Origin of the sequence: Hyphomonas atlantica corrig. (assembly GCF_017795365.1) — a bacterium.
GTDB classification, from domain to species: domain Bacteria; phylum Pseudomonadota; class Alphaproteobacteria; order Caulobacterales; family Hyphomonadaceae; genus Hyphomonas; species Hyphomonas atlantica.
In genome coordinates this window covers 3368035-3381013 of the sequence record NZ_CP051254.1, presented here as the reverse complement: position 1 = coordinate 3381013, position 12979 = coordinate 3368035, and the positions used below count along the sequence as shown (strand labels likewise).

Below are 12979 nucleotides of genomic sequence, written 5' to 3'. Positions count from 1 at the left end.
TCAGGTAACCGTTGTGCCGCCATCGACAACAATCATCTGCCCGGCCATGTAGGCGCCAGCCTTCGAAGCAAGGAATACGGCTGCGCCAGCAATGTCTTCCGGATCACCTATACGGCGCATGGGGGTGCCTTTTTCGATACGCTCGGCCAGTTTCGGATTTTCCCAGAGCGCGCGGGCAAAGTCTGTCTTGATCAGGCCGGGCGCGACGCAATTCACGCGGATATTGTGCGGGCCTAGCTCAATCGCGTAGTTGCGGGCAAGTTGGAAATCTGCGGCTTTCGAAATGTTGTATGCGCCAATCGTGTCGGACCCTTTGAGACCACCGATCGACGAAATAATGACGATGGCGCCGTCGTTCCGTTCCTTCATTTCCGGGGCGACGAGCTGGATCAGCCAATGATTGGAGATGATGTTGTTGGAGAGGATTTTCTCGAAGGACTCATCGTCGATCTCCTCGATCTTTCCATAATATGGATTCGAGGCTGCGTTGCAGACGAGAATGTCGATCTGGCCAAACGAGTCGCGCGTCTTTTCGACGAGCGTCTTGAGCTCATCCTTGGAGGAGATGTTTGCCGGCACTGCAATCGCGGTCCCATCGCCATGCTTCGCGTTCAGGGCATCGGCGACTTCCTGGCATGGGCCGGGCTTACGAGACGAGATGACGACGCGGGCGCCCTGTTCCGCCATTTGCTCTGCGATGGCCTTGCCGATGCCGCGAGAAGATCCGGTGATAACGGCCGTTTTGCCGGAAAGGTCGAACAGGCTCATGTTGGGGCTCCCTGAATTATGTTTTCCGGGAAATGGTTATCATAAGCGACCGTAGCGAACAGGGGTCACGCTAGGAAAAGCCGGATCAGGTGAGTTGCCATTCCATCATCAGGATTTCGGCCAGTCGCTCGGTGCGCTTGCGCACGACTTCTGACGTCCAGGCGTCCTGATCGACGAGGTCACGCGTCAGGGCGAAGTCCTGGCCGCCGCCACCATTGAAGTAGACATCCTTTTTTGCGCGGTAGTCCATCCGATCGGCTTTCTGGTTCACCTTGTTGGTGAGCAGCACGAAATTGCCCAGCGTGTCGCATTGTTCGCGTCGTTTTGCGGGGTCGGGCCAGACAATCATCCAATGGCTATCCTCGCTGATATTGCGGGGCAGCACATGCTCGACAGTCGCATCCGACTGGGGCGCAATGGTAAAACCACCATCCAGCGCCGCATTCAGGCGCAGCGCCATGGAGCGTCGTTGGCCGAACGTTGCAAACCGTCCCAGCATCCGGTCGAAGGCCCGACGGCTTTCATCCTTGGAGATGTTGAAGGGGCTGCCACGCCCATTCAGGGCGCGCTTGTTACCAATGTTCTCATTGACCTTGTTGAAGCGTTTCGTGCGCTGGTCGCGATCCGTCAATACGAGCATCACGATGTAGGACAGACGTTCGAGCTTGGTGAAAAATTCGGGGGCGTCTTCATGGTCAACGCCTTGCTCAACCAGGAATTTCAGTGCCGGCGCACGCCAACTGGTCTGATCAAGCGCGCGCATCTGGTTGAGCTTGTCACTGATCAGTTGCGCGTGGGGGCCCTCTTTCACGCGGGCCGTCGTGATGATCTTGTAGGCTTCGACATAGCGCGGCAGCAATTCGTCCAGAAAGCCGCGAGCAGTCACTTTGGGGATCACGTTCTTGAGGAAGCCGGTGATCAGTTCGCCCTTGGAGGATTTGTCGTAAATAGAGCGAATCTGGCGCAGCAAGTCATCGAAGGCGCTTCCACCCAGAACCGCCTCATGTTCGGCCCATTGTTCGGAATAGGTGGCGGCTTCCTTGGTGGTGAATTTTGACCGTTGGAACAATTCGGTCTTGATGATGTCATGTGCGCCAGGTTCTTTTCCCCGCGTATTCAACACACGGAACACTTTGAAACCCTGATCCTTGTCGTTGACGACCACGCGCACGAGCGCGCAGCGGTTGATTGTGATGTCTGCGAGGGCGCGCCGGTCTTCGTCGGAAAGCTCGCGGACGCGTTTCAGCAGGGTGCGGGCATTCTGTACCATGCGGCGCTGACTGTCGCTCTCACCGGACTCGCCATCCAGCGAAAGAGTTGCGCCGGGCGTTTGAATCATGTGCCGGAAAAACGGCCCGTCCATATGGTTGAGCTCCAGCCTCCAGCTTGCGGCTTCACCCAGCATCGGGCGGGCCTCATCCGCAATCAGAGCGTGAATTTCCTTGCTTTTCGCGGCGTCCGATTCGGTATCGCGCAGGACAGCGAGGAGAATGGTCAGGGTCGTCAGGCGCTGTTGCCCGTCGACAATTTCCAACAGGCCTTCTTCGGTGCCTCGATTCAGTACGACCGCGCCGATGAAGTGTGGCGTGCCGGTCTCCGCAGCATCGAGCAGGTCCGTCAGCAATTCGCCCGCTTCGCGTTCGCCCCAGGAATAACTTCGCTGATAGGGCGGCATGCACAGCCGCTCGCTAGGGGCAAAAATGTTCTTGAGTGAGCTCTCTTGAGCACGTACGCCGAGATCCATGTTGGCATCCTCTATACAAGACTTGTGAGTAGCCCTTGCCAACAATGACCACAACGTCACATGAACCGTTTGCAAGGCGTTTCGGGAAAAAGTGTGACAGGAGAGTAACGCAATGAGGTTGGTTCGGTTCACAGGAAAAGATGGCGATCGCTACGGAATTCTTCGGGGCGAAAGCATCCGGCCAATCCCTGCAGAGACGCTGGAAGACGCGCTGCAAACGACCGGGTCAGAAGCCCCTGCGATTGCGCTTGCGAATGTAGAGTTGCTTGCCCCTGTTGAGCGCCCGAGAAAAATTCTGGGGATTGGTGTGAACTACGCCGCTCATGCCGCCGAGAGCGTCAGTTTCGTGGATACGAAAGCGCCTCAGGTCCAGAAATGGTTCAACAAGCAGGCCACATCCGCCAATGCGCCCTTTGGCAAAGTGCATCTACCAAAGGTTTCGGAGCAGCTGGACTATGAAGTCGAGCTCGTCGTGGTTATTGGCAAGCACGGTCGACATGTGCTGCGCGAGCGGGCGATGGAGATTGTTGGCGGGTTTTGCGTCGGCTGCGATTACTCGGTCCGCGATTGGCAGAAGGCGAGCCAGACCATGATCATGGGCAAGGGTTTTGACACGCATGCGCCGTTCGGCCCGGCTATCGTGACACCTGACGAGATTGAGGATGTCTCGTCGCTCCAGCTTCGATCCTACATAAATGGGGAGCTGCGCCAGAGCGGGCATGTTCGGGACATGATTCACGACATTCCAGCTCAGATCGCGCATCTGACCGCCGCGTTCACGCTGGAGCCAGGTGATCTCATTTTCACCGGGACGCCTGCAGGTGTGGGGGCGGGACATACTCCGCCAAAATGGTTGAAGGCTGGCGACACGGTTCGGCTCGAGATCGACCAGATAGGCGTAATCGAAAACCAGATTATTGCTGAACCTGAGACGGCAAGAATCGGATAAGCCTCGCTGCGATGATTGTTCGGAGCTTGCTCGCTTTTGCCGCCCTTGTGAGCGCGGTAGCCTGTGGATCGGCGAATGACGCGCCGGTCGCGCCTCCGCCCGAACTTGCAATCCGTTCAACTGACTTCGCGCTTCTGCCTTGTTCCGAGCGCTTGCTGCCAGGCAAATGCGTGATCGTATTCGCGGGCGGAAAGCGTGTGATGTTCGGTGCGCCTGCAGGCGTGACTCTGGATCAGTCGAGCGCAGACCTTCGAAACCTCGATGCAGTGATGCTGCTGTCGCTGCGTGGTGAAGATGTCGAGGGGCTGGATGAGTTGAGGAATGCCGCTTGGCGCGCGGGGCGTGAAAGCTCGCTACCGGTGGCCGGGCCTTCGGGCACAGGTGAATTCGCGGGCATTCTGAACAGGGCTTATGAAGTATCAGATGCGCTGATCTTTGTGGAAGAGAGACCGGCTGGGGGCTTTGATGCGGCTCTGCTTGCCGTATTGCCCGGTGAAGGTGAGGCTGAAGCGACAGTTTTCGACACAGGCGATTTGCGCGTGCGGAAATTCGAAACGGGCACAGACCGCGCGACATATATTGTCGATTATGCAGGTCATAATCTGATCCTTTCGTCATGCGGCGGCACGCCATTGCAGGAATTATCGGGCGGAGAGTTTCGAGTGCTCGATTGCGAATCGGAGTGGCCAATGGGGGCGCCGGAATTCGTATTTCGTGACGGCTCGTCTGATTGACCTCAGCATTCGCTGTTATTCCACAGCTTCCCCCAATGTCGCCGATCAGCTGTCACGGAGGCGATTATGCGGATTTGTCAGACGTCGCCCATAGCGCGCTGACACTATTCACCTTGTCCGGGAACGCGACGCCTGCCATGCTTTGAACCACTGGGATTGTGGCATGAGTGTAAACAAGCTGTGACAAGAAGGTCGCGCTTGGCAAATTCTTTCAATTCCTCGCAATTCGTTAACCAATTGGGCCTAGCTGTTAACATTCATGGGTTGTATCGGGTGCTGACGTAATGACTTTTGTTCTGTTCCTTCTCTACGCGGCAATCGGCGGGGGCGTCGGTTACGGCGTGTTCACGCTGACGGATGTCGGCATGCCCCTGTCCATCGCGGCGGGCGGTATCGCGACAGCGTTGCTCGGACAAATCCATATCCTGATCAAGTCTGACCGCTCCATCAAGGAGATCGACGAGCGCATCGACCGTGTCGAGCGCACGGTCCGTGATTCTGTTGAGCGTGTTGATGTTGTTGAGGCGCGCACCGAGGCCGTTGAGGCGACGATCAAGCATGAGCTCACCGAACGCCGTGATGCGTTGGTTACCGAAATGAAGCAGCTTGAAAGCCTCATCGACCGCCTGTCCAAGAGTTTCGAAAACAAGCTGGCCGAGACCAGCGAGAACGCAATTGTGGCACCGGAAGAAGACGCCATTCTGCGCGATGTGCGCGACGCGCTGAAAGACGGTCGCGTCGATCTGCACTTGCAGCCGATTGTCTCGCTGCCACAGCGCCGCGTATCGTTTTATGAGGGGTTCACCCGTCTGCGCCGTCCGAATGGCTCGCTGGTCCTGCCGGCCGAGTTCCTGGATGCCGCACGCCGGGCGAAGCTGATGGGGATCATCGACAACTTCACCCTGTTTCGGTGTGTCCAGATCGTGCGTCGCCTTGCGGAGCGGGATCGCCGCGTCGGCGTATTCTGCAACATCTCTGCATCCTCTTTGGAAGATTCGACATTCTTCCCATTGTTCCTTGAATTCATGACGGAAAATCGTGATCTTTCAGGCGCGGTTATTTTCGAGATCACGGCTGACCGTTTCGAGACGCGCTCTCGCACGATGCGGGACAATATGGACAAGCTGACGGCGCTTGGCTTTCGCTTCTCGATTGATCACGCAGACAGCCTTGCGCTGGATCTGCCGCGTCTTCAGTCAGCCGGTATTCGCTTTGTGAAGATGAATGGCACGCTGCTGATGGACCAGTTGCGCGATCCTGCTGGCCCGCGTCCCGTGTCGTCGATCAATCGCCGTGTGGACGGCGAAGAAGTCAGCGCTGTGTTCTCTCGCTATGGCGTTACCGTCGTAGCCGAGAAGATCGAAGACGAGGCCAGCGTGATCGAAATTCTGGAATACGATATTCCTTACGGTCAGGGTCATGTGTTCGGCGCGCCGCGTCCGATCAAGTCTTCGCTGATGGAAGAAACGGCCCCGCCACAGGAATTGGTCCAGCGCTTGTCCAATTTCGGCTGATCCCGACCACCTTCAATTTGCCTCATTGATGCAGTCCGATGCCTCCAATTGGTGGAGGACGGTATGAGATTTGTCGCGTTTTGTATTCCGGTAGTCGCCCTTTGTCGCGCAGCGGCGGCCGAGCCTCAAATGGTTCAGCGCATCACGGTGGAATTGCCGGGGCCAGCTGAGTTCGAGGCGCCGGACGCGTTGCAAGCCATGACAGAAGGTGTCGTCTTTCTGGACCTCCGCATTTCGCCGGAACTGGAACCCAACCTGCTGAACTCAGATGGCAGTGCAGCCAACCTGGAAGGGTGCGAATTCGGTGGCGTGGAAGCCGATACGGTCATGATCGGAACGGGGTCCAATCACATGATCCTGGAAGTGCTGATGGGCGATCCTGAAACCCATGCCGCAAACTTGCTGTCCTGCAACTACGCGCCAGAGCTGATTTCTGAAGACGGTTTCGGCCACATGACGCGTGTCAAAGGCTGCTTTCTTGCGCATTCCATTTCCATTCCAACGGCCGTTCATTGGCGTCTCCATCCATTGCCTGCGTCAGCCTGCGGATTTGGCGATTGACCGCCTCACTGGCCGGGCATAGGTCCATATGTATGACAGATTTGAAATTTCCGGGCGGCTTGTCCGATATCGCGGACAAGTATGATGCCGTTCTGTGCGACGTCTGGGGGGTCATTCACAATGGCCGCGCCAAATTCGACGAGGCATGCGACGCGCTGGTGACCTATCGGTCCAAGGGCGGAAAGGTTTGCCTGATTACGAACGCACCTGTCCCGAAACAGCAGGTCATTGACTATTTCGAGCCACTGGGCGTTCCAGCGGATGCCTACGACGATTGCGTATCTTCAGGCGATGCGACCCGTGCGGAATTGAGCAAGCGCACAGACAAGGTGTTCTGGGCGATGGGGGCGAATGCCCGCTGGGAACGCGACCCATACCTGTATCAGGGACTGGACCTGAAATTCGGCGAGCCGGACGAATCGGACGTGCTGCTCTGTATCGGTTTGCGCGATTCACTGAATGACCACCCCAGCGATTATACGGACACGCTGAGACAGGGGATTGATCGCAACATTCCCATGATTTGCGCCAATCCGGACAAGCAAGTGAGAATCGGTGGACGCCTGCATTGGTGCGCCGGCGCGCTGGCGGAAATCTATGAGGATCTTGGCGGCAATGTCATCTATCCGGGCAAGCCTCACGCGGCGATATATGATCTGGCGGTTGAGCGGCTTGGCGATGCCGCGGCGAACAAATCCCGCGTGCTGTGTATAGGCGACAGCCCGACGACGGACATGCGCGGTGCGCGGCTTCAAGGCTTTCACGGCCTCTATGTTGGCACCGGCCTGAAGGAGCATGGCGACAATTTTGAAGCGGAGGTCGCAGACCTTCTGGCCGATTATGGCGAGCAGGCGACCTATGCGATGACTGGCCTCAGATGGTGACGTGTTGCGCTGCAGCGTGTAACCAAACTGCCGAAAAGCAATCAGGAGCCCAAACGGGATGAGTGAGTTCACCGGTTACAAGTACGAAGATCTCGATGTCGGCATGTCTCATGAGACGGTGCACGTGATCACCGAAAACGATATCCAGCGCTTTGCCGAAGTGTCTGGCGACTTCAATCCTCTGCACATGTCAGACGAGTTCGCCGCGAAAACGGTGTTCGGCAAGCGCATCGCGCATGGTGCTCTGACAGCGAGCTACATCTCCGGCATTCTGGGCAACAATCTGCCAGGTCCCGGCGCGATCTTTGTGGGGCTCTCCATGCGATTCAAACGCCCGGTTCACATTGGTGACGAGGTGACGGTGCGGGCAGAAGTGGCCGAGAAGAAAGATCGCGGCAATCGCGTGACGCTGAAGGTCTCCTGTATTGTCGATGGTAAGCGCGTGATCACAGGTGAAGCGGAAGTGGTTGCCCCGCGCCGGGGGGATTGATGGGCGTTTTCGCCGACTATCGAGGCCTGCCGGAACGGGCGCGTGGTGCATCGATTGCCCTTGGCAATTTCGATGGACTGCATGCTGGCCACAAGGCTGTGATGGCGGCGGCAAGAGAGGCAGGAGCCGGCAATTTCTCTGTGGCCACGTTCGAGCCGCCCCCGCACGCCTATTTTCGCCCGCAAGACCCACCTTTCCGCATTTTCCGCCCGGAGCGCCGCAATGCTGCGATCTTGGCTGAAGGCGCAGACTCTGTGTTTGAACTGCCTTTCAATGGCGAAATGGCGTCCAAGACCGATGAGGAGTTCGTGCGCGAAGTTCTGGTCGATGGCCTTGGCGTCAGCCATGTGTCTGTCGGCTTTGATTACCGCTTTGGCCGGGGACGTATGGGCCATGCGCAGCGCCTGGCCAGTCTTGGGCGCGCACTTGGTTTTGGCGTGACCATTGTCGACGAAGTCCAGAACGAAGATGAGAAAGCCTCTTCAACAGCGATCCGCCAGGCATTGCGTGCGGGTGAGCCTGAACTGGCGGCGCAGATTCTGGGGCAGGTATGGGTTGCTGATGGCCCGGTTATCAAGGGCGAGCAGAATGGCCGGAAGTTCGGCTACCCGACCGCCAATACGAGCCTGGGCGAGCTGATCCATCCCAAGTACGGCGTGTACGCGGTGCGGGTTCGCATCGATCGGGCGGGTGAATGGTTGCCAGGTGTCGCCAATTTTGGACGCACGCCAACCACGGGTCTGCGCGATCCGCTGCTGGAGGCGCACATCTTCGACTTTGATGGCGACATTTACGGTCGGTGGATGGAGGTTCAGATAATCTCTTACATGCGGCCAGAGCTGCATTTTGAGAGCCTGGATGCCATGGTGGTGCAGATGGGCAAGGACGTCATAGAGGCAAAGCAACGTCTGGCGGCAGCCTGATTCTACTTGGAGTGTTGCCCAGCCGCCGCCACAATCACTTTCTAGAAACTGAAGCACTGGTTTGAGGGACGACCATGTTGAAGTGTTTGATCGCCGCGGGGATTGGCCTTGCGGCTGTACCAATAGCGAGCGCGGATCCGGGGACGATGGATCCGCCTGTGCCAGAAGCCGGGACTATCGATCCGGCCTTGCTGGAGCCAATCCAGATCATCAAGACGGTGACGATGGACGATCTGCGTCTGATGCTGGATGAGGTCGGCGCGACCTTTATCGCGGCGGGGCGCACAGGCGATGGCGCACCTTTCGTGTTCGGCGAGTTCGAGGACGGTTTGACCTTCGGTGCTTATGCCGTCTGCGCGCTGCCGGATGGCAGCGATTGCCGCGGACTGGAGTTCATGGCGGTCTATGGCTCAACGGTGAGCGAGCAGGTGATTGCGGGAATAGACCGCGATTATCCCGCAATCTCCCTCTACAAATCCGACGCGCAGAAGGTGCGTGTGTCGCGCTATGTCATCCTCGATCACGGCATCGCCTGGGACAACATGATCGAGAACATGAACGTGTTCCGTACGCTTTGTGGCAAGGTGTCAGAACGCCTGGCCAATCTGGCGGAAACGCAAACCACCGCTGAATGGCAATAGTGACTCGTTAAGACGAGCCTGCTACGGAAATCGCATGGCACGGATAGACTGCATTCGAATTAGCCGCCCGGCTGCGCGCTGACCCGGAACGAACGGGGCCGCGAAGCCGGGAGCCCATGCTCTGAACGCATGAAAAAAAGCCGTGGCCATTGCCCGGCATTTCCGTAAAACACGCCAAAACTGCCATAGGCCCGACATGACCGATTCCCTGACCGACCGCGATTATCGCGACACGCTGTTTCTGCCTGCCACCGAGTTTCCGATGCGGGGCGGCCTGCCCAAGCGCGAGCCCGACTGGATCAAGCGCTGGGATGAGCTGAAGCTGTACGAAAAACTTCGCGCCGATGCGAAGGCGCGCGGGGCCAAACCGTGGATCCTGCATGATGGCCCGCCCTATGCGAATGGCCACATTCACCTCGGCACGGCTATGAACAAGATCGTCAAGGACATCATCGTGCGCTCGCACCAGATGACTGGTCTTGATGCCTCTTACCTGCCGGGATGGGACTGCCACGGCTTGCCGATCGAATGGAAGGTGGAAGAGGAGTTCCGCTCCAAGGGCAAGACCAAGGATGATGTCGCGCCTGGAGACTTCCGCGCCGCTTGCCGCGCCTATGCCGGCAAATGGGTGGACGTACAGAAGGCAGAGTTCCGCAATCTCGGCATTGAGGGTGAGTGGGACAATCCGTACCTGACGATGAAGTTCGAGAGCGAAGCCTCCATTGTGGGCGAGTTCCTGCGCATGGCGATGGGCGGCACGCTGGTGCGCGGCGCCAAGCCGATCATGTGGAGCCCGGTGGAACGCACGGCGCTGGCGGAAGCGGAAGTGGAATACCACGACCGCAAGGTGCCAGTGATCTGGGTGAAGTTTGGCATCCCGTCGCGTAATGATGGTGCAGAGCTTGTCATCTGGACCACGACACCGTGGACGATCCCAGCCAATCAGGCCGTGTCCTACAGCACCGACATTTCTTACGGGCTCTACGAAGTCGAGACCGTGATGAGCGAGGAAGAGCTTGGCTTTCCTCCGTACGCCGCGACGGGCGACAAGCTGATCCTTGCGGACAAGCTGGCAAAAGATGTCCTCGACGCCGCCAAGGTAACTGGCTTCAAACGTGTTGAAGACGTGGACCCGGCGACGCTCGGCTCGTTGACTCATCCACTGGCTGGTGTGGACGCGTTCTTCCAACATGAGGTGCCATTGCTCGCGGGCGATCATGTTACAGATGATGCTGGTACGGGCTTTGTGCATACGGCGCCGGCGCATGGTGAGGACGACTTCAATGTCTGGATCGCGTCCGGGCGCAAGGCGTCTGACATTCGCGACATCGTGAACCCGGATGGAGCCTATCAGCACCAGGAGCTTCCGGCCGCGCTGCAGGGGCTCGACATCATCCGCACGTCCGGCAAGAAGCGGGGCGAGCAGGGCAAGGCGAACCCAGAAGTCATCAAATTGCTGGCAGAGAGTGGAAACCTGCTCGCACGTGGCATGACGACGATCCGCGATGCGCATTCCTGGCGCTCCAAGGCGCCGGTCATCCGCCGGGCGACGCCGCAATGGTTCATCTCGATGGACAAGCCTGGCCCGAACGGCAAGACGCTGCGCGAGAATGCGCTGAAAGCCATTGAAGATACCGAATTCTTCCCCGCCGTTGGCCGCAATCGCCTGCAGGCAATGGTGGAAGGACGCCCGGACTGGCTGATCAGCCGCCAACGCAATTGGGGCGTTCCGATCACGATTTTCGTCAACAAGGATGGACAACCTCACACGGCCGCGCTGGCTGCCGAACAGGCTGAGCAACTGAACGAAGCCATCAAAGCGGCGATCGCACAGGGTGGCGTCGAAGCATGGTTCGATACGCCTGCGGAAGACTTCCTGTCGCCCCTCGGTCTGGATGCGGGCGACTGGGACAAGGTGACGGACGTTCTGGACGTCTGGTTCGACTCCGGCACGACGCATGCCTTTGCCCTGCGCGAGCGCGGTATCATCGACCCGGAGACCGGGCAGGCGGATCTCTATATGGAAGGCTCTGACCAGCATCGGGGCTGGTTCCAGTCATCCCTGCTTGAAAGCTGCGCAACACGCGGTATGGCCCCATACAAGCAGGTCCTCACGCATGGCTTCATCGTGGATGCTGACGGCAAGAAGATGTCGAAATCGATCGGCAACACGATCGAGCCGCAGGAAATCCAGAAACAGTACGGTATCGAAATCCTCCGTATCTGGACGGCCTCGGGCGACTATACTGAAGACCTGCGAATCTCTGACGAGATCATCAAGGGATCGGTCGAGACCTATCGCAAGCTGCGCAATACGGTGCGTTACCTGCTGGGCGCGCTGGATGGGTGGAGCGAGGCCGAAGCCCTGCCGCGCGACGAGATGCCGAGCCTTGAGCGCTGGGTGCTTCACCGCCTCGCCGAACTCGATGGCCAGATCCGTGCGGCTTATAACGTCTATGACTTCAAACGTGTCATGGCGCTGCTGATCAATTTCTGCGGCGTCGATCTGTCTGCGGTATATTTCGATATCCGCAAGGATAGCCTGTACTGCGACCCGCGCTTCGATACGCAATCAGCCTGGGACAAGGACACGGCTGTCTTTGGCAATCGCCGCCGCGCCGCACGCACAGTCATGGCGGCTGTGCTGGAACGCCTGCTGACATGGCTGGCTCCGGTCATGCCGTTCACGATGGAAGAGGCGTTTCTTGAAAGCCATCTGAAGGACCGGGCTGAATCTGTGCATCTGCTGCAATTCGCAGAAACGCCGGAAGGCTGGAAGGATGACGTGCTGGCCGCGCGCTGGGCAAAGATCTTCACCGTCCGCCGCGTCGTGACCGGTGCGCTGGAAGTGGAGCGCCGCGAGAAGCGGATTGGTGCGTCTCTGGAAGCTGCGCCGAAAGTGCATATCGCGGACCAGGCCCTGATTGATGCCTTCAAGGGTGAGAGCGCCGCCGACATCTTCATCACGTCCGGCGCAGAGCTGATCCACACGTCCAACGGAAATGGCGGCGGGTTCACGCTCGACGATACCGACGGCGTGGTCGTGTACCCGGAGAAGGCAGACGGCATCAAATGTCGCCGTAGCTGGAAGTATTTCGACCCATCCACGGCTGACCCGGCCTTCCCGGACATTACGCCGCGTGACGCGCTGACCGTAAAGGCCTGGGACAAGGTTCACGGATGAGTGCGGGGAATCGCTTGATTGGCAGGGCTGAAGCTGCAATCTGCTCGGCATGAAACTGAAACTTGCCAATCTCTGGGCCCCGGCGCTCATTCCAGTGTTCCTGCTGGCGGACCAATGGTCCAAATGGCTGATTCTGAAGGATCCTCGGTTCAACGCCCTGGCTTGCCTGGATAACCCCTATCAGTGTGGGCATGTCCCGCTGCCGGGGCCGATTGACCTGACGATGTTGTGGAACCGCGGCATGAGCTACGGCATGTTCCAGTCTGAAGGCATTGGCCGCTGGTTGCTTGCCCTGGTGATGCTGGTAATCGCGCTCGGCTTTCTGTACTGGCTGGTGCGCCACGCCAGCAACTGGCTGTTGAAGCTGTCGCTGGCGATGGTCGTCGGCGGGGCCTTTGGAAATCTCATCGACCGGGTTCGGTTCGGAGCCGTCGTGGACTTCATCAATGCCAGCGACCTATACTTTCCGTGGGTCTTCAATGTGGCTGACGCTGCAATTAGTGTTGGCGCGGTCTTGCTGTTTGTCGACCAGTTCTTACTGTCGGGCCGGAAACAGGCTAAGACACAGTCTGAGTAGTTTAATCGTG

At 58.4% G+C, this 12979-nt stretch carries 12 protein-coding genes; 10 read left to right on the top strand and 2 right to left on the bottom strand.

The window, feature by feature from the left end; all coding sequences use genetic code 11:
• Together HF931_RS16145 and HF931_RS16140 are read right to left on the bottom strand one after the other, a co-directional pair.
• The gene (locus HF931_RS16145) at positions 1 to 768 is read right to left on the bottom strand and encodes an SDR family NAD(P)-dependent oxidoreductase (protein WP_273013983.1); all 768 of its coding nucleotides are present in this window, start codon (positions 766 to 768) and stop codon (positions 1 to 3) included.
• A gap of 85 nt (positions 769 to 853) precedes the next feature.
• Positions 854 to 2512: a DUF262 domain-containing protein gene (locus tag HF931_RS16140; RefSeq protein WP_081806167.1), complete on the bottom strand. Its 1659-nt coding sequence runs from the start codon at positions 2510 to 2512 to the stop codon at positions 854 to 856.
• Positions 2513 to 2624: 112 nt separating this feature from the next.
• Here HF931_RS16140 and HF931_RS16135 point away from each other — a divergent pair, with 112 nt between their 5' ends.
• The 10 genes from HF931_RS16135 to lspA all read left to right on the top strand — a co-directional run bounded on the left by HF931_RS16135 (position 2625) and on the right by lspA (position 12969).
• Complete coding sequence (locus HF931_RS16135) at positions 2625 to 3461, top strand: fumarylacetoacetate hydrolase family protein (RefSeq protein ID WP_273241097.1); 837 nt, start codon at positions 2625 to 2627, stop codon at positions 3459 to 3461.
• 11 nt (positions 3462 to 3472) lie between these two features.
• The gene (locus HF931_RS16130) at positions 3473 to 4195 is read left to right on the top strand and encodes an MBL fold metallo-hydrolase (protein ID WP_273241095.1); all 723 of its coding nucleotides are present in this window, start codon (positions 3473 to 3475) and stop codon (positions 4193 to 4195) included.
• Between the two features lie 284 nt (positions 4196 to 4479).
• Complete coding sequence (locus tag HF931_RS16125; protein ID WP_273241093.1) at positions 4480 to 5709, top strand: EAL domain-containing protein; 1230 nt, start codon at positions 4480 to 4482, stop codon at positions 5707 to 5709.
• Positions 5710 to 5772: 63 nt separating this feature from the next.
• Positions 5773 to 6270, top strand: coding sequence for a hypothetical protein (locus tag HF931_RS16120; RefSeq protein ID WP_035552919.1), 498 nt, complete (start codon positions 5773 to 5775; stop codon positions 6268 to 6270).
• A gap of 32 nt (positions 6271 to 6302) precedes the next feature.
• A complete protein-coding gene (locus tag HF931_RS16115) occupies positions 6303 to 7154 on the top strand; it encodes a TIGR01459 family HAD-type hydrolase (RefSeq protein WP_035552922.1) in 852 nt (283 codons plus the stop codon).
• 58 nt (positions 7155 to 7212) lie between these two features.
• A complete protein-coding gene (locus HF931_RS16110) occupies positions 7213 to 7644 on the top strand; it encodes a MaoC family dehydratase (RefSeq protein ID WP_273241091.1) in 432 nt (143 codons plus the stop codon).
• Positions 7644 to 8567, top strand: a complete 924-nt coding sequence (gene ribF / locus HF931_RS16105; RefSeq protein WP_035552928.1) for a riboflavin biosynthesis protein RibF — start codon at positions 7644 to 7646, stop codon at positions 8565 to 8567. Before HF931_RS16110 ends, ribF begins: the two co-directional genes overlap by 1 nt.
• Before the next feature lie 74 nt (positions 8568 to 8641).
• Positions 8642 to 9208 (top strand): type III secretion system chaperone family protein, encoded by a 567-nt coding sequence (locus tag HF931_RS16100; protein ID WP_272983092.1) that lies wholly within the window; start codon positions 8642 to 8644, stop codon positions 9206 to 9208.
• A gap of 196 nt (positions 9209 to 9404) precedes the next feature.
• A complete protein-coding gene (gene ileS / locus HF931_RS16095) occupies positions 9405 to 12392 on the top strand; it encodes an isoleucine--tRNA ligase (protein WP_273241089.1) in 2988 nt (995 codons plus the stop codon).
• A gap of 49 nt (positions 12393 to 12441) precedes the next feature.
• Positions 12442 to 12969 (top strand): signal peptidase II, encoded by a 528-nt coding sequence (lspA, locus tag HF931_RS16090; RefSeq protein WP_035552935.1) that lies wholly within the window; start codon positions 12442 to 12444, stop codon positions 12967 to 12969.
• Positions 12970 to 12979 lie beyond the last annotated feature (10 nt).

Bases quoted from the DNA above. Each gene is read 5' to 3' on its own strand.
- HF931_RS16145 (WP_273013983.1), bottom strand. From the start codon at position 768: ATGAGCCTGTTCGACCTTTCCGGCAAAACGGCCGTTATCACCGGATCT.
- HF931_RS16140 (WP_081806167.1), bottom strand. From the start codon at position 2,512: ATGGATCTCGGCGTACGTGCTCAAGAGAGCTCACTCAAGAACATTTTT.
- HF931_RS16135 (WP_273241097.1), top strand. From the start codon at position 2,625: ATGAGGTTGGTTCGGTTCACAGGAAAAGATGGCGATCGCTACGGAATT.
- HF931_RS16130 (WP_273241095.1), top strand. From the start codon at position 3,473: ATGATTGTTCGGAGCTTGCTCGCTTTTGCCGCCCTTGTGAGCGCGGTA.
- HF931_RS16125 (WP_273241093.1), top strand. From the start codon at position 4,480: ATGACTTTTGTTCTGTTCCTTCTCTACGCGGCAATCGGCGGGGGCGTC.
- HF931_RS16120 (WP_035552919.1), top strand. From the start codon at position 5,773: ATGAGATTTGTCGCGTTTTGTATTCCGGTAGTCGCCCTTTGTCGCGCA.
- HF931_RS16115 (WP_035552922.1), top strand. From the start codon at position 6,303: ATGACAGATTTGAAATTTCCGGGCGGCTTGTCCGATATCGCGGACAAG.
- HF931_RS16110 (WP_273241091.1), top strand. From the start codon at position 7,213: ATGAGTGAGTTCACCGGTTACAAGTACGAAGATCTCGATGTCGGCATG.
- ribF (WP_035552928.1), top strand. From the start codon at position 7,644: ATGGGCGTTTTCGCCGACTATCGAGGCCTGCCGGAACGGGCGCGTGGT.
- HF931_RS16100 (WP_272983092.1), top strand. From the start codon at position 8,642: ATGTTGAAGTGTTTGATCGCCGCGGGGATTGGCCTTGCGGCTGTACCA.
- ileS (WP_273241089.1), top strand. From the start codon at position 9,405: ATGACCGATTCCCTGACCGACCGCGATTATCGCGACACGCTGTTTCTG.
- lspA (WP_035552935.1), top strand. From the start codon at position 12,442: ATGAAACTGAAACTTGCCAATCTCTGGGCCCCGGCGCTCATTCCAGTG.